Source organism: Vibrio palustris (assembly GCF_024346995.1).
In the GTDB taxonomy this organism is placed as follows: Bacteria; Pseudomonadota; Gammaproteobacteria; order Enterobacterales; family Vibrionaceae; genus Vibrio; species Vibrio palustris.
Map to the genome: position 1 here is coordinate 795,473 of NZ_AP024888.1, position 23,826 is coordinate 819,298.

18 protein-coding genes, 1 pseudogene and 1 riboswitch are annotated in these 23,826 nt (G+C 43.9%); of the genes and pseudogenes, 3 read left to right on the top strand and 16 right to left on the bottom strand.

Features of this window, described 5'->3' with window-relative positions; translation table 11 throughout:
- Window positions 1-110 precede the first annotated feature (110 nt).
- The 4 genes and pseudogenes from OCU30_RS15990 to ascF form a co-directional block, all read right to left on the bottom strand.
- Window positions 111-668, bottom strand: a complete 558-nt coding sequence (locus OCU30_RS15990) for a hypothetical protein (RefSeq protein ID WP_077314969.1) — start codon at window positions 666-668, stop codon at window positions 111-113.
- 78 nt (window positions 669-746) lie between these two features.
- Window positions 747-866: pseudogene (locus OCU30_RS15995) on the bottom strand (LysE family translocator); the annotation flags it as partial.
- 209 nt (window positions 867-1,075) lie between these two features.
- The gene (ascB, locus tag OCU30_RS16000) at window positions 1,076-2,506 is read right to left on the bottom strand and encodes a 6-phospho-beta-glucosidase (RefSeq protein WP_077314968.1); all 1,431 of its coding nucleotides are present in this window, start codon (window positions 2,504-2,506) and stop codon (window positions 1,076-1,078) included.
- 61 nt (window positions 2,507-2,567) lie between these two features.
- The gene (gene ascF / locus OCU30_RS16005; protein ID WP_077314967.1) at window positions 2,568-4,043 is read right to left on the bottom strand and encodes a PTS cellobiose/arbutin/salicin transporter subunit IIBC; all 1,476 of its coding nucleotides are present in this window, start codon (window positions 4,041-4,043) and stop codon (window positions 2,568-2,570) included.
- Window positions 4,044-4,563: 520 nt separating this feature from the next.
- Here ascF and arfA point away from each other — a divergent pair.
- A complete protein-coding gene (gene arfA / locus OCU30_RS16010; protein ID WP_077314966.1) occupies window positions 4,564-6,072 on the top strand; it encodes an arabinosylfuranosidase ArfA in 1,509 nt (502 codons plus the stop codon).
- Window positions 6,073-6,422: 350 nt separating this feature from the next.
- The gene (locus OCU30_RS16015) at window positions 6,423-7,745 is read left to right on the top strand and encodes a right-handed parallel beta-helix repeat-containing protein (RefSeq protein WP_077314965.1); all 1,323 of its coding nucleotides are present in this window, start codon (window positions 6,423-6,425) and stop codon (window positions 7,743-7,745) included.
- Window positions 7,746-7,908: 163 nt separating this feature from the next.
- On the opposite strand, the gene atzF is transcribed toward OCU30_RS16015, so the two are convergent.
- The 9 genes from atzF to OCU30_RS16060 form a co-directional block, all read right to left on the bottom strand.
- Window positions 7,909-9,675, bottom strand: coding sequence for an allophanate hydrolase (gene atzF, locus OCU30_RS16020; RefSeq protein WP_077314964.1), 1,767 nt, complete (start codon window positions 9,673-9,675; stop codon window positions 7,909-7,911).
- A 1-nt stretch (window position 9,676) separates the two neighbouring features.
- The gene (gene uca, locus OCU30_RS16025; RefSeq protein ID WP_205408816.1) at window positions 9,677-13,288 is read right to left on the bottom strand and encodes an urea carboxylase; all 3,612 of its coding nucleotides are present in this window, start codon (window positions 13,286-13,288) and stop codon (window positions 9,677-9,679) included.
- A gap of 81 nt (window positions 13,289-13,369) precedes the next feature.
- On the bottom strand, window positions 13,370-14,017 hold the full coding sequence (locus tag OCU30_RS16030) for an urea amidolyase associated protein UAAP2 (protein ID WP_077314962.1): 648 nt from the start codon (window positions 14,015-14,017) through the stop codon (window positions 13,370-13,372).
- A 10-nt stretch (window positions 14,018-14,027) separates the two neighbouring features.
- Window positions 14,028-14,762: an urea amidolyase associated protein UAAP1 gene (locus OCU30_RS16035; RefSeq protein ID WP_077314961.1), complete on the bottom strand. Its 735-nt coding sequence runs from the start codon at window positions 14,760-14,762 to the stop codon at window positions 14,028-14,030.
- Window positions 14,763-14,782: 20 nt separating this feature from the next.
- Window positions 14,783-15,556: an ABC transporter ATP-binding protein gene (locus OCU30_RS16040; protein WP_077314960.1), complete on the bottom strand. Its 774-nt coding sequence runs from the start codon at window positions 15,554-15,556 to the stop codon at window positions 14,783-14,785.
- Window position 15,557: 1 nt separating this feature from the next.
- Window positions 15,558-16,379, bottom strand: a complete 822-nt coding sequence (locus OCU30_RS16045) for an ABC transporter permease (RefSeq protein ID WP_077314959.1) — start codon at window positions 16,377-16,379, stop codon at window positions 15,558-15,560.
- 41 nt (window positions 16,380-16,420) lie between these two features.
- A complete protein-coding gene (locus OCU30_RS16050) occupies window positions 16,421-17,497 on the bottom strand; it encodes a putative urea ABC transporter substrate-binding protein (protein WP_077314958.1) in 1,077 nt (358 codons plus the stop codon).
- Between the two features lie 68 nt (window positions 17,498-17,565).
- Window positions 17,566-17,662, bottom strand: a riboswitch (guanidine-I (ykkC/yxkD leader).
- A gap of 338 nt (window positions 17,663-18,000) precedes the next feature.
- A complete protein-coding gene (locus tag OCU30_RS16055; RefSeq protein ID WP_077314957.1) occupies window positions 18,001-20,142 on the bottom strand; it encodes a TonB-dependent siderophore receptor in 2,142 nt (713 codons plus the stop codon).
- Window positions 20,143-20,338: 196 nt separating this feature from the next.
- A complete protein-coding gene (locus OCU30_RS16060; protein ID WP_077314956.1) occupies window positions 20,339-21,298 on the bottom strand; it encodes an AraC family transcriptional regulator in 960 nt (319 codons plus the stop codon).
- A gap of 178 nt (window positions 21,299-21,476) precedes the next feature.
- Here OCU30_RS16060 and OCU30_RS16065 point away from each other — a divergent pair, with 178 nt between their 5' ends.
- Window positions 21,477-22,220 (top strand): siderophore ferric iron reductase, encoded by a 744-nt coding sequence (locus OCU30_RS16065; protein WP_077315117.1) that lies wholly within the window; start codon window positions 21,477-21,479, stop codon window positions 22,218-22,220.
- Window positions 22,221-22,272: 52 nt separating this feature from the next.
- On the opposite strand, the gene OCU30_RS16070 is transcribed toward OCU30_RS16065, so the two are convergent.
- From OCU30_RS16070 to OCU30_RS16080, 3 genes are read right to left on the bottom strand one after another with little or no spacing between them, the layout of a single operon-like run.
- Window positions 22,273-22,764, bottom strand: coding sequence for a GNAT family N-acetyltransferase (locus tag OCU30_RS16070; RefSeq protein WP_077314955.1), 492 nt, complete (start codon window positions 22,762-22,764; stop codon window positions 22,273-22,275).
- Between the two features lie 59 nt (window positions 22,765-22,823).
- Window positions 22,824-23,144: an antibiotic biosynthesis monooxygenase family protein gene (locus OCU30_RS16075; protein ID WP_077314954.1), complete on the bottom strand. Its 321-nt coding sequence runs from the start codon at window positions 23,142-23,144 to the stop codon at window positions 22,824-22,826.
- A 44-nt stretch (window positions 23,145-23,188) separates the two neighbouring features.
- On the bottom strand, window positions 23,189-23,818 hold the full coding sequence (locus OCU30_RS16080; RefSeq protein ID WP_077314953.1) for an FMN-binding negative transcriptional regulator: 630 nt from the start codon (window positions 23,816-23,818) through the stop codon (window positions 23,189-23,191).
- Between the last annotated feature and the right edge of the window lie 8 nt (window positions 23,819-23,826).

Here is a 23,826-nt window from a genome sequence, read left to right on the forward strand (position 1 = left end):
ACACAAACAGTTTTCCGTCGCCAAAATTGACCCACGCTTATATGGCTCTTTTATCGACGGTGTTATAGTGTGGGTGCCATGTTTATTTTTAAAGCGTTTTATACAAACCGTTAAAGTTGTTCGACAAGCTTCTTTAAATGGTTCTTTGCCAATTCATGATTCCCACGACTCATCCACTTGATACAATCGAAAAGCTCCCAAGTAATACCCTCGTCACCATTCGTATAGGCGGGAAAGTCCTCATGTTTGGGCGCTGGCTCATCCGTTACCCTTTGCTCGATGATACCATTTTTATCGAATAGTACTTTAAATGGCTTTGATATACTCAGTGATTCACTCAAATCTAAACAGTGAATTTCAGCACTAGTGAGATCATTGAAAATGTACTTTTTAAAGTAAGCGTTATCATTGTGGAAACCATCAAGTTGATAGAATATTTTTTTATTACACTCAAAAGCTGAAAAGCACTCGTTAGCGGATTGATGGAAGTTATTCTTCGTAAAAATGAGAATATCTGCATCCGAAACACGGTCACCTTTCCGCGCAGCCAATGAGCCTAACAACACAGCCGCTACTGCATCATGCGCAGAAATGAACGCTGAACATGCAGATCTAACCAACTCACTTTGGAGAGGAAGATGTTCTAAACCTAGCTTTTCTGAACTCAAAATCACCTCCTTTTGTATAAAGCCGTCTTAAGTGGTAAACAATACAACCACCATACCCAACTATTACGCCGTAAACACATAAATCAGACCAAGCACCAATAATTGTATTGAAGCCGATCCTGTTGAGGCATCAATAAACTGAGGTAACAATGACAGGAAAAACAGTGCTACGTTCGGGTTCAAAAAACTAACACTAACGCTAGCCTTGTTCATAACAAAGTATTTGAATATCAACAGTTAATATAATTTATATCAAAATTTCACCAGAAAACCTATCGAGTGTCGGTGCATTTTTCGCATAGTTAACGTGGCCGCGGGAAAGTTTGCTCATAGATAATTGACCAAACAAACTCAATCCTAATTATGAAGATTAAGGATTGAGTCTAAGTGCATAATAAATAAGAATATTAACTTAAATCCTGCCCATTACTCGCTATCACCTTTTTATACCAGTAGAACGACTTTTTAGGCGTGCGGTTTAACGTCCCCTTGCCTAAGTTATCGCGATCAACATAGATTAAACCATAGCGTTTTGTCATTTCTCCTGTTGATGCCGCCACTAAGTCAATACAGCCCCAAGGAGTGAACCCCATTAAAGGCACACCATCTTGTATCGCATCGCCCATGGATTGAATATGCTGACGAAGGTAGTCAATACGATAATCATCATTGATGTGGCCATGTTCATCCATCGTGTCTTTGGCACCTAAGCCATTTTCAACAAGAAATAGCGGCTTTTGATAACGGTCATACAAAGTATTCATGGTTATTCGCAAGCCAAGTGGATCGATGACCCAGCCCCAATCACTCGTTGGTAAATGTGGATTACGAATCGATTTAACAACGTTCGCTGCGCTGGTATTGCCGTCATTCATGTCAGAAGAAGCACAGCGAGAAGCGTAGTAACTAAAGGAAATGAAATCCACGGTATGTTTGAGAATATCAAAATCTTCCTCTTCTGTTTGCAGTTCAACCCCTTTTTTCTCAAAGACCCGCTGACTGTAGGACGGGTAATAACCGCGAGATTGCACATCAATAAAGAATAAATTCTCGCGATCCTTTTCCATCGCGGTCAACACGTCTTCAGGTTTGCAAGAGTATGGGTAGAAGTTACCACCAGCGAGCATACAACCCACTTGGTTTTGGAGGTCAACCTCATGGGCTATCTTGGTTGCGAGAGCGCTGGCAACGAGTTCATGATGAGCCGCTTGATATTTCACTTGATCGTGATTCTCACCATCTTGGAATAAGAGCCCTGCACCTGAAAATGGGCTGGCCAATAAAATATTGATTTCGTTGAACGTTAACCAATATTTGACCAAGCCGCGATAGTGTTCAAAACAGGTACGAGCATATCGAGTAAAGAATTCGACCATTTTTCGGTTACGCCACGAACCGTATTGATTCACCAAATTCATCGGCACATCGAAGTGGCAGAGCGTAACCAACGGTTCGATACCGTATTTTTGACACTCTTTAAACACATTGCGGTAGAACGCTAAACCGGCCGCGTTAGGCTGAGCGTCATCTCCATTAGGAAAAATACGACTCCAAGCGATAGATATGCGAAAGACTTTAAAGCCCATTTCCGCGAGCAGTGCGATATCTTCTTTATAACGATGATAAAAATCGATGGCATGGTGACTTGGGTAAAACTCTTGCTCACTTAGTTCAACGTGAGAGACTTGGCCGAGTTTTATGGGCATACGATGTTCACCGTATGGAATCATATCGACTGTAGTTAAGCCTTTGCCATCTTCGCGATATGCACCTTCAGATTGGTTGGCCGCGATGGCTCCCCCCCAGAGAAAATCTTTTGGGAATCGAATATCAGACATAGTTTACCTCTAAAAGAACAAGCCATCTTAGCCATGATGGCTTGCTAAAATTAATGACACATTACGCTGTGGTTTGTGGCGATGTTGCTTTATCTTCAGCACCATGTGCCGATGGTTTTTTGCTAGCAGTGATCTGGTCACTGTCTTCTGCCAGATCATCGTCAAACCCGAGCACCAGAGTTAAAATGAACGACAATACAATCGCTAAGGCAATCAACCCAAACACCCAGACAATACTCATAGGATCGTGCACGTCAAAGAACTGGACACTGGTAAACAAACTGGGTGCCGCCATAGAGTGGCTTGCTAACCCGCCCATCCCCGCTAGACCACCGACGATAAAGCCGGTAATCATGGTTGCAATCAGCGGACGTTTTAGACGTACCAAGACGCCATAAAGTGCAGGCTCGGAGATACCCGCAAAGATAGCTGACGCGCCAGCGGCAAGCGCCGTTTGTTTTAATGCAATGTTCTTGGTTTTATACGCGACAGCAAGACATGCACCGCCCATACCGAGGTTAGCACCAATTTCGGATGGCATAACCATACCTTCACTGCCAGTTTCTGCGATCGTTTGGATAATGTTTGGGGTGAACACTCGGTGCATCCCTGTGAGCACCAATAGTGGCCATAGTGCTCCCATAATCGCAACAGATAACCAGCCTAGCGTGTCATGAACAGTGTAAACTAGCGCGGAAACCGCGGTACCAATCCAGATACCGACCGGGCCAATGATGACAATCGCAATGGGCGCGGCAATTAAAACAATGAGCATCGGTTTGAGGAAGTTTTTTGTCACAACAGGCGTAATACTATCCACCCAGCGCTCGATATAAGAAAGCACCCAAGTCATCACCAGCGCCGGAATCACCGTGTAGGTGTATTTCACTGAGGTAATGGGCACGCCAAACAGGTCAACCTGTTGACCTTGCGCAGCTTGCGCCATCAAAGCAATAAAGTTGGGATGGATAAGAACACCCGCAATCGCAATTGCGAGTGACATATTGGTTTTAAACTTGACCGAAGCAGACGCGGCAACCATAACAGGTAAGAAGAAAAATGCGCCATCCCCTATCGCTTTCATGATGATTAACGTAGACGCATTGGGATCAACCCATCCGCTCATTTCTAACATCATGGCCAATAACTTGACCATGGAACCACCGATGATGGCTGGAATGAGAGGGGACATAGTCCCGACAAGCGCATCCAGCATTTTGGCTCCAATAACTTTTGCCGTCAGCTTTTGTTTCTGCTCTGGCGCACTCACTGGCGGCGCTGAATTGATGTCGATGAGAGACATCACTTCCTGATAGGCAACCCCCACTTCATTGCCAATGATAACTTGGACTTTATCACCATTATCCACCACCCCCATGACACCATTAATTGCTTTAAGTTTAGAGGCATCCACCAAGCTTGCATCATTAAGAACAAAGCGTAAGCGTGTCATGCAGTGGGTCAGCGCGGAAACGTTGCCTTTCCCGCCCACGTGAGCGACCACTGATTGCGCAACCGTTTTATAATTATTGGACATAAAAATTCTTCCTTGTGATGTTCATTCATATGTTTTGAGCGGCTTTGGCAAATAAGTACTTAACATATAGCCACTTTTATTATTTTTATTGATTATTTAATTATTCATTTTTTCTACGTTACGGGTAACAGCGTAGTGGTTAAGTTGGTCTAATGATGATCTCGAATTAAATTAGATTTAAAAATTGGGACAATACGCAAATTAGTTATAGCTATTGTGCCCATCACGTCACGTTGTACTGCTTATCGACATGTAATAGTCCAAGACACTCTCCGTGTATCCCATTGAACACTTTAATCGCCTAGGCAATCATCAATATGATTCAGCTCTCTCTAGATATTTTTTCAATTCGCTATATTAGACGTAGCTCTGAAAAAATCGTCGTTAACGTATTGACGTCTAATTATATGAAAATAAATGTCTATTTATCTGAGCAGAGATTGACCCATTAAGAGTAATGCCAGTAGTATTTCTTATCGGATAAAAACTATACGAATGGATTTAATTAACGGGGTATCACATGAAAGCCAGTATTACCGCACACAAACAGTTTTCCGTCGCCAAAATTGACCCACGCTTATATGGCTCTTTTATCGAGCACTTAGGGCGTGCGGTGTACACGGGAATTTATGAACCCACTCACCCGAGTGCGGATGATAATGGCTTTCGCCAAGATGTGATTGACTTAATAAAAGAGATTGATGTCCCTGTAACTCGCTACCCTGGTGGTAACTTTGTCTCTGCTTATAACTGGGAAGATGGTATTGGCCCTAAAGAAAACCGCCCTACACGTTTAGACTTGGCTTGGCACACCGCAGAAAGTAACCAAGTGGGCATTCACGAGTTCGCCGATTGGGCAGAAAAAGTGGGGACTGAGATGATGCTTGCCGTCAATCTTGGTTCACGTGGCCTAGATGAAGCACGGTCGTTTTTAGAATATGTTAATCATCCCGGCGGGACTTATTGGTCGGATCTTCGTAAGCATAATGGCCGTGAAGAACCGTGGAATGTAAAATTATGGTGCTTGGGCAACGAAATGGACGGCCCATGGCAAATTGGACAGAAAACCGCGAGTGAATACGGGCGCGTTGCGTTTGAGACTGCCAAAGCTATGCGCTCATTTGATAACAACATCGAGCTGGTGGTGTGTGGTTCTTCGAGTCCGATGATGGATACGTACCCAGAGTGGGAAGCAACGGTACTCGATTACACCTATGAAACCGTCAATTATATTTCACTACATATGTATTTCGAAAATAATGATACTAATACCTCTCACTATTTAGCGAAAGCAGAGCAGCTGGGTAATTATATTGAGACAGTCGCGTCAATCATTCGAATGACTAAAGCGAAAAAACGCTCTGATCATAATGTGTATATTTCGTTCGATGAATGGAATGTGTGGTACCACTCTCGCGAACAGGATAAACCAACAATTGAAGGTGAGAATGGTTGGCCGCATGCGCCCGCTTTGTTAGAAGACATCTATGATTTTGCTGACACTTTGCAAGTGGCGTGTATTTTAAATACCTTCATCCGTAACGCGGATGTCGTCAAAATTGGTTGTATGGCACAATTGGTCAATGTGATTGCGCCTATTATGACGGTTGAAGGCGGCCCTGCTTGGCGTCAAAGCATTTTCTATCCGTATATGTATGCATCCCAATATGGCCGAGGTACCGCACTGAACCTTGCTGTAACGTGCGACCGCTATGAGACCAACTTTGCTAGTAATGTCTCTTATCTCGATATTTCTTGTGTAGAGTCAGACCAAGACGACTCTCTCACTTTCTTTATTGTGAACCGTCATGAGACCGAAGCGATTGACTTTGATATTGCACTTGAAGGGTTTGAACACACTCGTGTGATAGAAGATAAAATCATCGGAGGCTACGATCTAACGCAAACCAACAGCCCAGAAGCGGAAACTATTCAACCGCAAGATGGCAAAGACAGTACGATTATCGAGAGAAAGTTTAATGCCAGTATTGAACCGTTAACTTATCGCATGGTTCGACTTGGATTATAAATTGTCACGATAACACTATTAACACTGTGTAGAATACGCATTGTATTCTAACGAAAATTATAAGGGTATACTGCGCTGGTATGCCCTTATTTTTATCAACCTTTTATATATAAAATAACGAAAAACCACATTATAGACATTTCGATTATCATCCCAAAATTACATTTTAATGCATGTAAATACACCTACTTTATTTAAGATTTTATTCTATTAATACAAAATGACATGCTGTAATTATATTATAAATGAGAGGTTTATCTAATAAAATAAAATTACCGAAAGTATCATGTCGACATTTGTTATTGATAAACTACTATAGTTTTTTTATTTTACACTTTGGTAAATTTAAGATGAAACGAACAATAACATTATTGCTTGGTATCGGTTTGGCCTTGGCAACCAATTCCGCCATGGCAAAGGATTTTTACATCTCTCCACAAGGCTCCGATTATAACTCCGGCACCATAAACTCACCGTTAGCAACTATCATGACCGCGCAAGATAAAGCCAGTTATGGCGATACTGTGTATATTCGCGGTGGTACTTATCGTCCAGATAATACAAATATTAGTGCGCGCCAATCTGTGCGCGCGATTGTTAATAACATTACTAAAGATGGTATTCATTACATTAATTATCCAGGTGAGCGCCCGATATTCGACTTCTCTAATGTTAGACCTAAGGATGAACGTGTTGTTGCATTTATGGTGAATGCAGATGATTGTGAATTTAAAGGCTTTGAGGTAGTTGGAGTACAAATCACGATCGATGATCGCCATACACAATCAACGGCAATTCGAGTTTATCATGGTAATAATAACCGCTTTGAGAACCTCGCTATCCACGATGGTATGGGGATCGGCTGGTATCTTGAATCTGGGAGTAACAACTTAGTGCTTAATGTCGATGCCTATAATAATCAAGGCCTCAACAAGTACTCAATGGGTAATATTGATGGTTTTGGTGTACATCCACGTACGGCCGCCGGTACCGGTAATGTTATTCGCGGGTCACGCGCTTGGTTTAATAGTGATGACGGTTTCGATATCATTAATGCTCATGCTGCCGTTACTATTGAAAATAGCTGGGCGTTTTATAATGGGTACGATAAAAACATGACCCCTAAAGAAGATGGTAATGGCTTTAAAGGTGGCGGTTATGGACGTAATGGCAGTACACCACCACAGATTATTCCTCGTCATACGATAAAACATTGTTTATCCGTACGTAACCGCTCTGCTGGTTTTTACTCTAACCATCATATTGGCGGCATAAATTGGATCAATAACACTGCGATTCGTAATGGCAGTGCCAACTACAATATGCTCTCAACCCTATCTGACAACTTAACCGATGTTCCAGGTTATGGCCATTATATGCGTAATAACTTAGGCTTTGATGGTCGTAATGAAGTCATTAATCTTGGTGACGTCAATCAAAATGATGTGGGCTTTAACTACTTTAATCTTCCTGTGACGATTACTTCCAAAGACTTTTTGCGTTTACGTCCTGAAGAATTGATGTATCCGCGTAAGGCCAATGGAGATTTACCTAAAATCTATTACGCGAAGCTAAAACAAGGCAGTGACTTAATTGATGCAGGAATCAATGCCGGAGAAAGTTATAATGGCCAAGCCCCAGATTTGGGTGCATTTGAATCAGATTACAACTAAGTGTTGCTAGCGGATTATTAATATCCAATGATACTAATTCATACCGACTAAAAACCCGCCATTTCGGCGGGTTTTCACGTTACAGTGAGCAGTCATATTAATGAACTAGACAGGTAGCCCCTTATTTCATTAATCCGACAAGATGCCACGTATTGAATCAGCCTCATACCGATTCCATATAGCGTCGCCAACTTTTCATATGAGTAATATCGCGCGCACCTTCTGTAGCAATCGGCTCACAAATAAACCCTTTCACCCATTCGCCATTGACTAATTCTACACTTCCTAAGCCTAGAGGATGTGGAATTTCCGCTAATAACTGGCCAATACTCTTTATAGGTAACTGCCATATTTCAACGTCAATTTTCCCACCATTCTGAGTATCCCGTACCAATCCCGGGCGATATGGAGGTCCACCAGCTAGCGCATAAAAGCGATAATCATTGGAGGTTTGTGTATATTCACTAAAATCTCCACCTAATTCAATGAGCTGGTGATTAAGAGGTAACCCAGACATATGTGCGCCACATACTAATAATGGCATGGTCGTCTCTGAATCGTACTTGCCAATATTACCAAGCGGTAAGCACGTTGCATTTTGCCAAACGGCAGCTAATTCAATTAAATATTGATCGTACCCAGCCGGAGCAAACAGAGTAAAACCAAATGGCAAGCCATTACTCATAAATGAAGACGGACAAGCTATGGCACTATAATCGAGTAAATTCATAAAGTTCGTATAATAGCCTAACTGAGAGTTTAAGCTTATAGGATCCGCATGAATCTCTTCAATCGTATAAGTTGTTCCTGCGGTAGGAGTAATAACAACATCAACGTCATTCAGTCTCTCATCGCACATTACTTTGAACTCTTGTAATTGATACATCGCCTTAAACGTCTCAACCGCGGATAAAGATGTTGCACCACCAATGATGGTTTCAATTTCCGGTAAACAAGCAGAAGCATGCTCATCAAAGAAAGATTGAATAGCGGCATACCGCTCTGCAACCCAAGGACCTTGGTACAACAAGTTAGCCGCCTGCAAAAATGGCGACAGATCAAACTCAACAATGTTCGCCCCTAACGCAGACCATCGTTGAACGCTTTGTTCAAAATGACGTTGGTAGTCTTGGTTACCAAAAAAAGCCAGTTGGTCTGGCTTAGGCACGCCGATACGTACATCAGATAAAGATTGAAAACACGGAACACTCGCCGTATCGAGTACTCGCGAGTAGCTATCCTTTGGGTCGTAAATACTGGCGACTTGCTGAAGCACGGAAAGATCTTGAGCCGTTCGTGCAAAAAACGAGACACAATCTAACGTCCGACACGCTGGCACTACTCCGCGGCAACTTAACGCTCCACGCGTTGGCTTAAGTCCAAGAATATTATTAAAGGCCGCCGGAACTCGCCCGGAGCCCGCCGTATCCGTACCTAACGAGAAGAATACTTGGTTGGTTGCCACACTTACCGCACTACCCGAGCTAGAACCACCAGAAATATAGTCCGGATTAAAGCTGTTGGTCACCGCTCCCCATGGGCTACGAGTACCCACGAGTCCCGTTGCAAATTGATCTAAATTCGTTTTGCCTATAGGCACAGCGCCAGCCGCCATTAATAATTCCACCACAAAGGCTGATTCATCGGGTTGATAGGCAAATTCAGCGCACCCAGCGGTCGTGGTTAAGCCCGCTAAATCGATATTATCTTTGATAGCAAAAGGAACCCCATATAATGGGAGTTCATCGACATCATACTGAGATAAACTCTGTAGGTAGCGCTCCATCATGTCGTCAGACACCAATGAAAGCCAGACATTATGAGTATCATTTTTTGCTAAGTTCAGTTTTTCGAATAATATGTCTCGCGGGGTAACGCTGCCATCACGATAAGCATTAAGTAGATCTTTAATTGTGAGTAGTTGTTCCATCTTATATCATCCCTTCGCTGCTGTGCTGCTCGTCAATCACCATCAGCGGTTGTCCTGCTTTCACTTGTGCCCCTTGCTCACTACACAATTGTGAGATTTGACCATCGCATGGCGCCACAACGTCTAACTCCATTTTCATCGCTTCTAACACCATCACCACTTCACCCGCTTTTACCCATTGCCCTGGATTAGCAATGACTTGCCAAATATTTCCCGCGACTTGGCTTTCGACGAGCGTTTCACCCTCAGCCAATTCAATCCCTTCAATGGACTCAACTTCGCCCTCGTCGACGACAAAGTTCGCTTGTCCTGATTTAATCCAGCGCTGGCGTTCTGCTTCAAATGCGGTTTGCTGGCGAGTTTTACAGCGCTGTATCTCATCACCATGCTCACTGACTAACGCGTCATAATCGGCCAAAGAAAATTGGGTTTCTTCAATTTTAAGTGGAAATTGTCCGAGTGGATGTTTCTCACGAATCTCAAGTAACTCTTCAGCACTCACTTCATAAAAACGTATTTGGTCAAAGAAGCGTAATAACCAGGGTTGTTGAAATTCTTTAGTTTGACGATATCGGTTCCACATTTGCAGTGTTCTACCAACAAATTGATATCCACCAGGACCTTCCATACCGTAAACACACAGATAAGCGCCTCCAATGCCTACGGCATTTTCGGGCGTCCATGTCCGAGCGGGATTATATTTGGTCGTAACCAGACGATGGCGCGGATCCATCGGCGTCGCCACGGGCGCACCCAAGTATACATCGCCCAAACCCATGACCAAATAACTGGCGTCGAACACAATTTTTTTGACCTCATCAACAGAATCTAATCCATTAATCCGGCGAATAAACTCAATATTATCTGGGCACCAAGGCGCATCTTTTCTCACTAGCTCATCGTACTTTCTAATCGCTAAACGCGTAGCATAATCATCCCAAGATAATGGAATATTGACGATCCGCGCAGGAACACTTAATTGATCAATATCGTCCATTTCATATTCAAGCTGCTCTAACATCTCAAGCAATGTTGCACGAGACAGCACAAGATTATCGAAATGTACTTGTAATGAACGAATCCCCGGAGTGAGCTCAGCAATCCCTTCAACAGCCATTGATTCGAGCTTTAGCATCAAAGCATGCACACGAAAACGTAACCTAATATCAAGAATCTGTGGGCCATACTCAATCAAGAGATAGTCTTCGCCACTGGAGCGATAGACAACATTTTCTCCTACCGCTTCAGCAGACAAAGAATGTACTATCGCTGTTGTGCACTCACACGGTGCTAAGTCAATATTTTGGATGGATAATGAAGCAAGCTGCTCATTTTGTTGGCGCTCGGCAAGTTCAGCCTGCTCTAAGCTCACCGGAATAAAGCGCACTTTATCCTCGGCTTTGAGTTGTCCCATTTTCCAGAGGTCGGCCTTGATAATCGTCACCGGACACACAAATCCGCCTAGGCTTGGACCATCTGGCCCTAAAATCACTGGCATATCACCGGTAAAGTCAATCGTACCAACCGCGTACGCGTTATCATGAATGTTCGATGGATGAAGACCCGCTTCCCCACCATCTTGTCGAGCCCAATCCGGTTTGGGACCAATAAGACGTACACCTGTTCGGCTAGAGTTAAAATGAACTTTCCACGTTGCCTCAAAAAACTCAGTGATATCTTTTGGGGTAAAAAAGTCCGGTGCGCCATGGGGGCCATACATCACGCGGATATCCCAAACGTCTTCAATGACCGGTGGTTGACCACATTGTCCGACATATTCAGCGTCGCTGGTGTTATCCGTGACATGTAATACATCACCGGCGCATAGCGCCCGACCGCCGTGCCCACCAAACTGCCCCAATGTGAACGTTGACTTACTTCCCAAGTAATCAGGACATTGTAGTCCCTCTTCTATCGCGAAATAACTACGGGTGCCATTTCCTTTGATTTTCCCAAGCTTTAAGGTTTGCCCTGCACGTGCCAGATGCACAACACCATGCGCTAATGGTTGGTCATCAAGTGTGGCCTCGATCTCAGCTCCGGTCACGACAAATTGTTTGCTCCGATTAAACTTCATGGTCGGGCCAGAAATAATGATCTCTAGTCCAGCGCAGCGCGAATCATTATTCAGTAGTTGGTTGGCATACCGAAAGCTCAGTGAATCCATCGGTCCTGAAGGCGGCACACCAATATGCCAATAGCCTTTACGCCCAGGAAAATCTTGAATTGTGGTTTGTGTTCCACTACTCAAAACATCCAGCGTATTAGGCTGATAGATAAAATCATTCAAGCTGCGTGTTAACACCGCGCCGTTTTGCACAAGGTCACAGTTCAGTAATTGCTGTAAGTACGCTTGGTTATGTTCAATACCATAGATCGTAGTTTGTGCAAGACTGTGACTTAATGTCTGGAGGGCACTTACACGATCATCGGCATGTACAATGATTTTCGCCAACATAGGATCAAAATATGGCGATACTTCTACGCCTGCTTCTATCCAATGCTCAATACGCAAGCCATCTAATACTGGCCATTGCACATGACTTAATAGCCCCGCACATGGCTGAAATGCTTTATTCGCATCTTCTGCGTATAAGCGCACCTGAATAGCATGCCCCTGCGGTTGCCTTGGTTGCAGTAATTCGTTATCAGAGAGGTCTTTCGCCCCTAATCGCACCATCCATTCAACGAGATCGACATTAAAGACTTCCTCAGTCACCCCATGCTCTACTTGAAGTCGCGTGTTAACTTCAAGGAAATAAAATTCTTGGGTGTGTTGATCAAACACGAACTCAACGGTGCCAGCATTTCGATAATGGATTTGTTTTGCGAGACGAATCGCCGTGTCTTGTAATGCTTGACGAACATCCTGCGATAAATTCGGGGCTGGGGTTTCTTCAATTACTTTTTGATTACGACGCTGAGCGGAACAATCACGTTCTCCGAGAGCGACAACGTCGCCTTTACCATTACCAAATATCTGGACTTCGATATGACGGGCATGTTCAATAAATTTTTCTAAGAATACACCGCTATTACTAAAGTTATTCTGGCTTAAGCGTTTGACCGAATCGAAAGCCAACGCTAACTCTGCTGCATCGTAGCAGCATTGCATGCCAATACCACCGCCACCAGCCGTGCTTTTTAGCATGACAGGAAAACCAATCTGGTTTGCCGCTTCCAAAGCTTGCTGTTTATCTGATAATAATGGTGTGCCTAGTAATAATGGTACACCGGCCTCTTGTGCTAACTGTCGAGCTGAATGTTTTAAACCAAATACACGCATTTGTTCTGGCGTCGGGCCAAGGAATACGATGCCATTATCGTCACACAAGTGCACAAACTCTGGGTTCTCACTTAAAAAGCCGTATCCAGGATGAATAGCCTGCGCACCGCACTGCTTAGCGATCTCGATCACACGCTCTTGATTAAGATACGTGGCTGATGCCGCGCCTTCTCCGAGCGAATAACATTCATCAGCCTGAATAACATGCAAGCTTTGTGCATCTGATTCGCTATACAATGCAACACTGGTAATTCCGAGTGATTTAAGTGTTCTGATAATTCGGCACGCAATCGCGCCGCGGTTTGCAATGAGTACCTTGTTAAACATAGTTGAATCCATTTTACTCGGGTCGTCCCGCTGTGGTCTTCGAGTCTTATCATTGGGGTCGTCCCCGACTCACTCACAGAGTTACGCTGCCGCGTCCCAAACCAGCACTTCAATAGGGGTTGGGTTGTATGCATTACAAGGATTATTTAATTGAGGGCAATTAGACACCAATACAATCACATCCATTTTTGCGGTGAGTTCGACGTATTTCCCGCTACCACTGATGCCATCTTCGAAGGTTAAACCGCCCTCTTGCGTAATCGGCACGTTCATGAAGAAATTAATATTATGCGTAATATCACGTTTACTCATACCAAATTTTTCATTCTCGGTGACAGCAAGTAGCCAACTATCTCGACAGGCATGCATGCATTTTTTATCAAGGGCATAACGAACCGTATTACTTTCTGTTGCACACGCACCACCCAGCGTGTCATGTCGGCCGCACGTATCTGCCACAATTTCCAACATTTCATTACCTTGATCAGACAAGATTTTTGTTCCCGCGGTAAGATACACATTCCCTTGCTCACGAATGGTATCAATCGCGCTATAGCGTTCGACGGGGTCATTTGCATTATAAAATAAGGTATCTGCGGCTTGGTTACCTTCCAAATCCAAAAGGCGTACCGTTTGCCCTTTTTTTACCACTTTCATGTAATAATCACCAGCGGGTACAATATCGCGGCGAACGGCGCTTTCGGCTTGCAATGCACTTTCTACAATCATGTTTATCTCCTTAATGCTGACAGATGGATGCTTGACCATGAAAACGACGATTATTTTCAAAGGCGCGTTCGTTTTCTTCGCGAGAGTGTAAACATGCATCATCTTCTGCCATTGGTTGAGCCTCAAAGAGCGCAAGCTCAACCGGTTTAAATGGATACTCTTTTGCTGGGTTCATTGGATGCGGACAAGTACTCAAGACGACCAATGTGTCCATTTCAAACCGCAGTTCGATACAATCACCCGCTTGGCTGTGCTCAGGGACAAAGTTTAAATTGCCTGACTCATCGGTTTTAACACAGCTAAATAAATTCAGATTGGCGGCCAAATCACGCTTACCAAGACCATATTTGGCCACTTCCACTAACAGCGCATCGTAACCATTTTGTTTCCATTGGTTGCGGTCTGTTTGGTAATCACGTTCACCCCATTTTGTTGCCACTTTACTTTTGTTTGCTACACCGCATACAGAATCAACCCAACCCGTATCATCGCGGGTGATCGAACAAAATACTCGGCCCATATCTGAGTACAAACAGTGTCCCGAAGTGAGCTTAAACGTATGCTGACCTTTCAGCGTATCGGGCGCGTTGTAACGCTCTAGAAGATTAAATGGATTATAAAAAAGCATGCTGACATTAGCTCCCCCCTCAAGATCTTTAATCCGTAGTACGGTTCCTTTTGAGACATTCATCGACCAGTGTCCGGCACCGGGGATAATGTCTGTAAAAATGGAATCATTGGTCATGATATTCTCCTAATTGCTTATTATTGAATTTGTTCTGATATGGCGGCCATGTCTTTTTTCTTATCGACTGCAATATCAAAAGTTACTCTGGCACCATAGCGTTCCGGGGCTTGGTCATCTTTACGGGTGTGATCAAATACCCACAAACGATTACCAAGATGAAAACCTTCGCTTAAATCATGCGTGATCATAAAAACGGTCAGTTGCTGCTCTTTCCACAGCTTTTTCACTAACACATGCATATCCTTACGAATACCAGGGTCTAACGCGCCAAACGGCTCATCAAGTAACAAAATTCGAGGCTTTTTGATTAAAGCCTGTGCAATAGAGAGACGTTGACGCATACCACCAGACAGCTCATGTGGGTATTTATCTTGCGCTTCACTTAAGCCGACTTCATGCAACATATGCAGCGCTTGTTCTTTGGCACGCTTCTTATTGCTCCCAACACTTCTTGCTAATAATTTTGATGTCACACTATTATCAGTGAGCTCGTAACCTAACATCACATTCTCAATGGCGGTCATATGTGGGAAAACCGAATATTTCTGAAAAACAATACCGCGCTCAATGCCTGGTTCGGCAGGAAGTGGCTTGCCATCGAGCAAAATATGGCCCCGTGATGGCTGCTCCGTTCCTAGTAACATGTTCAAAAATGTGGTCTTTCCACATCCTGATGCTCCAACAATACTGATGAAATCACCGGGAAATACGCTAAGATTCAAATGCTCGAGCACGATATTGTTGCTGTACTCTTTCCACACATGTTGTATTTCAATGATTGGCTTCAACATATTATTCTCCTTGACTTTCGTGGTACCAAGGACTCATTCGCTGCGATAGCTTTTTTAATACCCAGTCCATCAAATACGCCAATATAGTGACCCAAAATACGTAAGGTAGGATCACATCCATAGCCATATAGCGGCGCATTAAGAAAATGCGATATCCCAGTCCTTCTGTTGCCACAATCGCTTCTGCCGCAATAAGAAATAGCCAAGCACTACCTAATGTCAGCCTAATCGCTTCAATTAAACGTGGTAAAATTTGCGGTAATACAATTCTTACAATAATTTGCCAACTATTAGCCCCCAAAGTCTGAGCTTTAATCAGTTGCTCATGAGGTAGTGAAGAGGTCTTAAGTTGAATATCTCGAATAATGACCGGGCATATACCAATAAAAATCAGCATTACTTTCGATAATTCACCTAACCCAAATGTGATGAATAGAATAGGTAGAATAGCCATAGGTGGCACCAAGGATATCGCTGTCACCAAAGGCGATAGTGACGAGCGTACAAGCGGTAACATGCCATTCATAATGCCCAATGAAAGACCAATTGAAGCACTAAGAGCAATCCCCCATGCAAGGCGTTGTAAGCTCGCTAAGGTATCGACCAATAATAAGTAATCCCCCGTGCGCTTACTTGGTGTAAACGCCATTCTCTCAATAACGTCCCAAAAACTACTGAACGAAGGTAATAGTTTATCCGCCGGATTAATGGTAAGCCGCGCGTGAGAGGCGACTAAATACACAATTAACACAATGGCAAAAGGCAGCACACCTAACATCAATCGTCCATAACGAGAGGGGTGGCGGTTAATGATTTTGGTCATATTTTCTCCCCAGAAGCAGCCTGTGACATATAAAAAAGACGTTATAATTCACCATTAGCCGCCATAGCCATATAGTCTGGAACAAAGCGCAGTTTGATGTTCTGTGGATTTCCGTAAATTCCAGAAGGCGTTTGTATGCCGATATAAGAAGCATCAGGCGCACCGACACCAAGTAGTCCATGATCAAAAGAGAATTCAGCGACTTTCTTCATTGCGTGTTTAAGATCCAAACTTTGGGTAAACTCGGCCGCTGTACGTGGTTCGTAAAACATTTTGGTGACGGCTAATTGCTGGTTATAACCTGCTAAATCGGTTCCTGAAGCCTTCGCCATTATCGTTTTCGCTTTAGTCGCAACCTGTTTATTTTTCATGATGCCCATGATTTCGTACCATGCTCCCGTTAACGCTTTACCCAATTTAGGGTTATCTTTTAACGTGTGCGTATTAACGACCATAAGATCCATGATCTCACCAGGGATTTGAGATGAGTTAAACACTAAAGAGGTTTTCGGTTGTTTGGTTAATTCGCTTAATAACGGATTCCAAGTCACGGCGCTAGACACGTCATCCGTGCTAAATCCAGCCACAATATCTGCATCCGCTGTATTAACAACGTGTACATCACGCTCTGATAAACCAATGGTTTCTAATGCTCGTGCAAGTAAGTAATGAGAGACACTGAACTCAACAAGATTAATATTTTGGCCCTTGATATCTTGGAGCGTTTTATCTCCTTTTAGCACAACACCATCGTTACCGTTAGAGAAGTCACCGACGATTAACGCTGAAGAATCGACCCCACTCGCTGCAGGAATGGTTAATGCGTCGATATTGCTCATCGCTGTGGCATCAAATTGCCCTGCTGTATATTGATTGATCGATTCAACATAATCATTAACCTGTACCAAGTTAACTTTGATGCCATATTTTTTCGCCCATTTATCCATGATTCCGGAATAAGCAGCGTAGTCCCAAGGCATCCAGCCCGCATAAATAGACCATGCGACGTTAAATTCGGTTTTTTCTTGAGCGAATGCGGATTGGGAAATGAACGGAGAGAGGATCACGCTAAATACCAGCGCAAATGAAGTAATAAAACGTTTAAGAAATGGTTGCATGGATTCACCTCCAATGTGAGTCACTTATAAAACAATTACACGAGAGCATAACCATATGGAATTGGTTGTTCTCCCGGGCTTTTGTCCCGCCGTGTGACCTCATAAGAGGTTGACAACTCTCGGACCAGTCACTGCGATGCAGCCGGAACCCTAGATGTCTTTTTATCATATTGTTATCAGTATGGCATGACTGTCCACTGATTTATGCTCTCGCAACTAATCTTGTATAATGCAAATCATATGCCATGCTTTATATTGAAAAAATGACTCTAAATGCAGTATATAACGTCTGCAATAAATATCTATGCACCAAAATAAAGAGCGCCATGAACCATTATGATGCATGTGCGAAAAATTGGGGCAAACCAATATCGATATAGCAAGGCAGGCAATATAATGTGGCGTTGCTGCGGGCACGGCGGATTTCAAGGGGAAATAAATCCCATTACCGTGACCGCTGATTGCGGTAAATAACCTATCACTAGGAGCCTATTCTTGCGGCACTAAAAGGCGTATTTGACACTAAGTTCTAGCGATTGCTCGGCGCCTGCCCAGCAGTTCGCTTTGTCATAACATGCACTGTAATCTTCATTGAATAGGTTACTCACTAGTAGGTTGGCAGTCGCGCCAGATAATACCCTGCTCGCTTGGCCTAAGTCATACCCCACCGATAAATCAACAACGGTATAGGAAGACACCTCACCTTGAGTATTCGCGGCATTCATTTTCATCGCCCCCATATAACGGGCGCCGGCACTCACGCGGGTTCCCGCTAACGTACCGCTGTATATAGAATAGTTAGTCCATACATTCGCCGCATGCCTCGGCACATATATTGGGGTTGTGCCTTCTAAATCTGGATTTACGTCCTCAATAACTTGCATGTCGGTATAGGTGTAACTCGCGCTCATATCCCACTGATCGGTCACAAACCATCGCCCTGCTAGCTCCAAACCTTGAGAACGCACTTTGCCTAACTGAATTTTCGCGCGGTACGTGGGATCAGAAGGATCGGCTGTTGTAGAGTCGTGCTTAGTAATCGAAAAGTAAGACGCCGTGAATTGTTGTGAGTTGTCCATCGAACGATATTTCATCCCCAACTCAACTTGTTCGCCTAACTGAGGTTTTAATGAGTCACCATGAATATCTCGCCCTGCCGCAGGTTCAAAGCTGGTCGCATAACTCACAAAAGGGGATAAACCATTATCAAATTCGTACAAAGCACCCATTCGATAAGAAAATTGCTGATGGTCAGCGCGATTATTACTGCCTGAATCAGCACTGGTTAATTCATCACTCGATTTGAATAAATCATAACGCCCACCAGCCAGTAAGATAAGCGAGTTATAACGCACTTGATCTTGTACATAAAACCCAAGCTGCTTAGTGGTAATATCATGAGATTCTCGATAATTTTCTTCAAGTTGACGAGGAGCAAGCAAGTCATTATTGGGCTGATAAGCATTAAAATCATTGAATGCCGCGTTGGCCGTAAATTCTTTATACACCGAGCTTCCGGTGAGTTTTAAGTAATCAACACCAAATAATAGATTGTGCTCAAGATCCCCCGAGTTAATTGTCCCGGATATTTGGTTATCGATGACATAACTCTCTGAATCTTCGTCAGTACTGTAGACATTTCGTCTTAGCTGCCCGGTTACCGAGTTAAAGTTCGTCGCGGTATGATAGGTATTCTCTTGAGATAATGAGGCCGTTGAATAACGAGCATTTTGTAAAAATGTCCAATTGTCATTGATATGATGATTGATCTTGTAACCAAGCATCAGCACTTCACGTTCGAACTGGCTCCAGTTTTTATCGCCCATCGATACCGATGAATCACTGGACTGATACACCTCTAATGGCATTGACGAGTTAATTCCCATCGCGGGATCGTTCTGATAATAGAGATTGAGATTAATAAGAGTGTCATCAGATAGTTGCCAATTTAAAGACGGCGCCAGCACATAACGCTCTTCTTCGGCATTATCCACTTGGCTATCTTGCTTGCGGGCAAGCGCAATGAAACGATAGGAAAAATCACTGTCCGCCACTTGACCCGTGCTATCTATTGACGCTTCTCGAAGATGTCGTGATCCCGTTGAGACATCAACCTTAGTGGCACGTTTTGTTTGGGGAGATTTGGCAATCATATTCACCATACCACCTGGTGGCATAGCCCCATATAAAACGGAAGTCGGCCCTTTAAACACCTCCACTTGTTGAATTGCCACCGGATCAATCTGCGGCTGTAAATTCCACCCCGTCAAATACGGTAAGACTAAGCCATCATAGTAACTCTGATCGTTCGAAAAACCGCGAATGGCAAAGGTATCGTACATGGTAACGGATGCGCCTTTTTGCTCAGAAACCACGCCCGGTGCATATCTCAGTGCTTGATTGAGCGATTGAACACCTCGCATGGCCAGTTGCTCGTCACTAATTACGGTAATTCCTTGCGGCGTTTCTTGCGGCTCAAGCGCGGATTTAGTCGCAGTATGACGATAGGCGTCACTCATAACCGTAACGGTTTCTATATTTTCGTTAGCTTGCGTGACGTCTTGTGCAGCCCATGTGGGGAGAGACAATACCGTCAACAGTGTGACGGCCAGTGGTGAAGGCTTAAAACAAGTGTGAGTGGTCATGATTCCCTCGAATACAGATGAACATTATAAATAAAAATAAATCTCATTTACATTATATGTATCTAGGAATAGGATAATTAACAATTTGGTGCAACTGCATCTATAAATACAGTGAATTACGCTTTTACTAAAGTATTGATAGGCGAAACACACTATGCTTTCGACATCAAGTGCCGCTCATAGCCCGAATACGCGATTAAGCCTTGATAATCGGCAACCAATATTCCATTTCGGCATCGTCATGCTTACTATCATAATCTTTTGGATATATTTCTAGTTCATAGCCATCAACGCCACAATACCCAGATTCTGGTAACCAATGCAGCAAGAACCACATCAAGGTATGACGTAGATGCCTAATCGGACCGCAATGTTTAACCACCGCATAGGTCTGTTTGGGCACAGTGAGTACATGCAATAATGATTGCGTATCACGACAACATCGGGCACTAAGCGCCTGCTCATGTTGTCGATCAATCCCCGCCCAATAGTGAATATTGGTACCGTCACTACTCGCTTGCGTCACATCGATCACACCGATTCGCTCGTTTACGTGATTCGCAATCGTCATCACATTGGTTAAGTGCGACCACATTTCAGGGACTTTATGCACAAAATCTTGAGTGGAGGAAAACAAACCACTAATTTCTGATGTTAGTCCTTGAATACAAAATGAATCTTTCTCATCAATATGTACCTCTACAAAATTTTGATGACCTTTGTGCGCAGCACTTGCGGTCTCAGAGACTTGAATCGGCTTCTTGATGCCGACTCGTTTGCCGCGTTTTCGATACTGACTGGGACTGACGCCAAATCGATGTTTAAACGAGCGACTAAAGCTAATCTCCGAGTGAAAACCGAGCCCCAACCCAATATCAATGACGCGTATTTTAGTATCAAGCAATTGCTCTGCCGCTTGGCTAAGTTTTAACTCCCTAACATAATTGGCGACGGTCAGCCCCGTTTGCGCTTGAAAAACGCGTTGCAATTGCCAGCGGGACCAGCAACTTTGTTGTGCAATATCATCTAACAGTAACGGCGAGCTAAGGTTAAGGTGGATGTAGTCTAAAGTACGTCTGATTCTATCAAAAGCGGCACTATGCTTATTGACATAGTCAGGTTCGCTTTGATTGGCAACAACCTCTCGCAAATCCATTTCTCTCTATGTTGACGAACTGTGTGATAAATACGCCTCATTTTCCGCGCGAGTAGTCAGAGGCATTGGAAAAATAGAGAATAATGCTCCATTTTGTTTGGTGAACGATTCTCATATTAGTTATGATAACGCTATTGATTCTCATTTAATAGTTAATAAACGCTCACGCTGGCATCGTATGATCACTTATCAAGCACCCTCTTCTTTACTTCAGCCGCTTTTTTCCGCATCACAAGCGATAACTCCCTACTTATCAGGCACGCTAGGTCCATTATCGAGTGATTGCATTGCACGCGCTAACCCTGATAGTTATCAGTTAATAAAGCGCGTTTACGATGATCTTGCGCATAATCACCCTGAAGCCGGTCAAGCGTATTGGTTAACTCGCACCTGGGATTTGCTCTGCTGGCAGCCCATTTATGTGGCGTTCATTGCTATTTATGAGTTGCACGCGCTGCCGGATATCAAAAATATCGGTCAATATCAGCAAGAAGAATTTATTACTGGGTATCGGTTCGCGACAGATGAGTATGAGCTTGGCACCCAAGAGGTGTTGATAGCGAAGGCAGGAGACGCCATCCGCGCCTTAACTGAATTTTATCGTGAGCAAATGAGTCAATGGACAAGAATACGCCCAGGATTTACTAACCACCTACTCGCAGATTTAGTATTAAGCGTATTAATAGGAAGGCAACACGTGCAAACGTCTTTAAGCCAGCACGATATTATGCGTCATGCAAAGCTATGGTTGAGCGCGTGTCACTTACCAGATAAACATCTTAATAATATTAACCTTGATGAGCGCTCTGGGTTATTAACCTTAGTGAGAACGAGCTGCTGCCTAGTCTATAAATGCGACTCTAGAGCATATTGTGGCAACTGCCCACGGCATCCCGATAATAAAACCATCAAGCGATCTTAAGTATGCCAAGCGTCGCGCCACGCTGTAATAATGGCGCGAATACTGCGAGTACCTAGGGTAGTATTCGAGCCATATGGTAGGCATCAACATACTCACCATTGCGAAACGCAAACGCCTTGGACTCGCCTTCCTTAATAAAACCAAATTTCTTATACAATTGAATCGCCGCGTCGTTATCCGTGTATACCGTCAGTTCAATCCGTTTTAGATTTAACCAGTTATCGGCTAAATCCGCTACGGTGGCGAGTAATGCGCTACCGACGCCTTTGCCCTGCATCGTATCTTTCACACCCATGCCAAAACTGCCGACATGGCGACGTCTGGGATTGTCACACACCGAAAAACCGATGTTGCCGACAATCTCTCCATCGAGCAATGCGACAAACGCGTAAACATTCTCTGGGACATCCACAAAACGATGGGCCCAGCTTGCGTCAGATGGACATGGCATTTGTAAAGTGCTGCTATAAGCATTGCGGCACTCATAAATCGCCTTAACGGCAGGCCCATCCGCTGGCTCTGCGCGTCTTACTTGAATGTTCATGACTCTCTCCTTGTAACGATTGTTATTATTTATGGATATTTGTATTGATAATGGGAAACTCAATCTCGGCCATAATCCCGTTCAACTTTCGATATGCGAGTTTTAAAACTGGCATACCATTTTTCATGCCCTAATCTTTGCGCTTCTCGATGTTCGGCATTGGCTTTCCAACGTTGAATCGAATCGAGATCTTGCCAATAAGACACAGTGATCCCCACCTCTTCTCGGGCAGATTCCACACCTAAAAAGCCCGGCTCTTGGCTGGCTAATTCAATCATACGATTGGCCATGTCACCATAACCGTCATCAACCGGTGTTCTGATTGAGGTAAAAATGACGGCATAATACGGCGGCTTAGGGGTTTGTGCGATGACGGTCATACATTGTCCTATGTGCTGTAATGAGACGGTTCACGCGTGAGGATTCACGATGTAACGTCACTGTTTCCTGTGCCTAACTCACGTTGTTTCATATACGCCGCCAACTCTTGTGCGCCATCATGGTCGCTGTGTAGTAGCGCCTGATACACTCCTTGTTGGTCAGCTTCGCTACGGTGTTGGCCGAGCTTTTCTTTCGCTTGAATATCATCTAACACGATTTTGAAACCGACAATGCCACTTCGCAATTTGGTTTTAAACTCGTTCGGCATAATGTCGTTATCAGCAAGTAATTCAGGCTCATAACGTTGAATTAATTGATCTAAAGCCAATGAATTCTCGGGTTCCTCTAATAATTGCACTGTGCCATAGCAATGCACCGCGACATAGTTCCAAGTGGGCACAGCGGGCTGAGTGGCATACCAAGCTGGCGATATGTAAGCATGTGGCCCATTAAATATGACCAATACGCGCTCACCGTCTAACTCGCGGCTGTGTGGATTGGCTTTCGCAAAATGACCGTAAAGCTCACCGAAGCCGTCATTAGAGGTTTGATACAACATGGGCAGATGGGTGGCGTTAAGCCTAGATGAAATGAGCAGCCCAAACCCGTGCTCATTGATAATATGCGCGATCGCTTGCCGATCATCTAACCGAGTATTCGCGGGTATGTACATCCATTCAC

Coding starts and splice junctions, on each gene's coding strand:
- ascB (WP_077314968.1), bottom strand. CDS start 2,506: ATGTCTGATATTCGATTCCCAAAAGATTTTCTCTGGGGGGGAGCCATC.
- ascF (WP_077314967.1), bottom strand. CDS start 4,043: ATGTCCAATAATTATAAAACGGTTGCGCAATCAGTGGTCGCTCACGTG.
- arfA (WP_077314966.1), top strand. CDS start 4,564: ATGAAAGCCAGTATTACCGCACACAAACAGTTTTCCGTCGCCAAAATT.
- OCU30_RS16015 (WP_077314965.1), top strand. CDS start 6,423: ATGAAACGAACAATAACATTATTGCTTGGTATCGGTTTGGCCTTGGCA.
- atzF (WP_077314964.1), bottom strand. CDS start 9,675: ATGGAACAACTACTCACAATTAAAGATCTACTTAATGCTTATCGTGAT.
- uca (WP_205408816.1), bottom strand. CDS start 13,288: ATGTTTAACAAGGTACTCATTGCAAACCGCGGCGCGATTGCGTGCCGA.
- OCU30_RS16030 (WP_077314962.1), bottom strand. CDS start 14,017: ATGATTGTAGAAAGTGCATTGCAAGCCGAAAGCGCCGTTCGCCGCGAT.
- OCU30_RS16035 (WP_077314961.1), bottom strand. CDS start 14,762: ATGACCAATGATTCCATTTTTACAGACATTATCCCCGGTGCCGGACAC.
- OCU30_RS16040 (WP_077314960.1), bottom strand. CDS start 15,556: ATGTTGAAGCCAATCATTGAAATACAACATGTGTGGAAAGAGTACAGC.
- OCU30_RS16045 (WP_077314959.1), bottom strand. CDS start 16,379: ATGACCAAAATCATTAACCGCCACCCCTCTCGTTATGGACGATTGATG.
- OCU30_RS16050 (WP_077314958.1), bottom strand. CDS start 17,497: ATGCAACCATTTCTTAAACGTTTTATTACTTCATTTGCGCTGGTATTT.
- OCU30_RS16055 (WP_077314957.1), bottom strand. CDS start 20,142: ATGACCACTCACACTTGTTTTAAGCCTTCACCACTGGCCGTCACACTG.
- OCU30_RS16060 (WP_077314956.1), bottom strand. CDS start 21,298: ATGGATTTGCGAGAGGTTGTTGCCAATCAAAGCGAACCTGACTATGTC.
- OCU30_RS16065 (WP_077315117.1), top strand. CDS start 21,477: ATGATCACTTATCAAGCACCCTCTTCTTTACTTCAGCCGCTTTTTTCC.
- OCU30_RS16070 (WP_077314955.1), bottom strand. CDS start 22,764: ATGAACATTCAAGTAAGACGCGCAGAGCCAGCGGATGGGCCTGCCGTT.
- OCU30_RS16075 (WP_077314954.1), bottom strand. CDS start 23,144: ATGACCGTCATCGCACAAACCCCTAAGCCGCCGTATTATGCCGTCATT.
- OCU30_RS16080 (WP_077314953.1), bottom strand. CDS start 23,818: ATGTACATACCCGCGAATACTCGGTTAGATGATCGGCAAGCGATCGCG.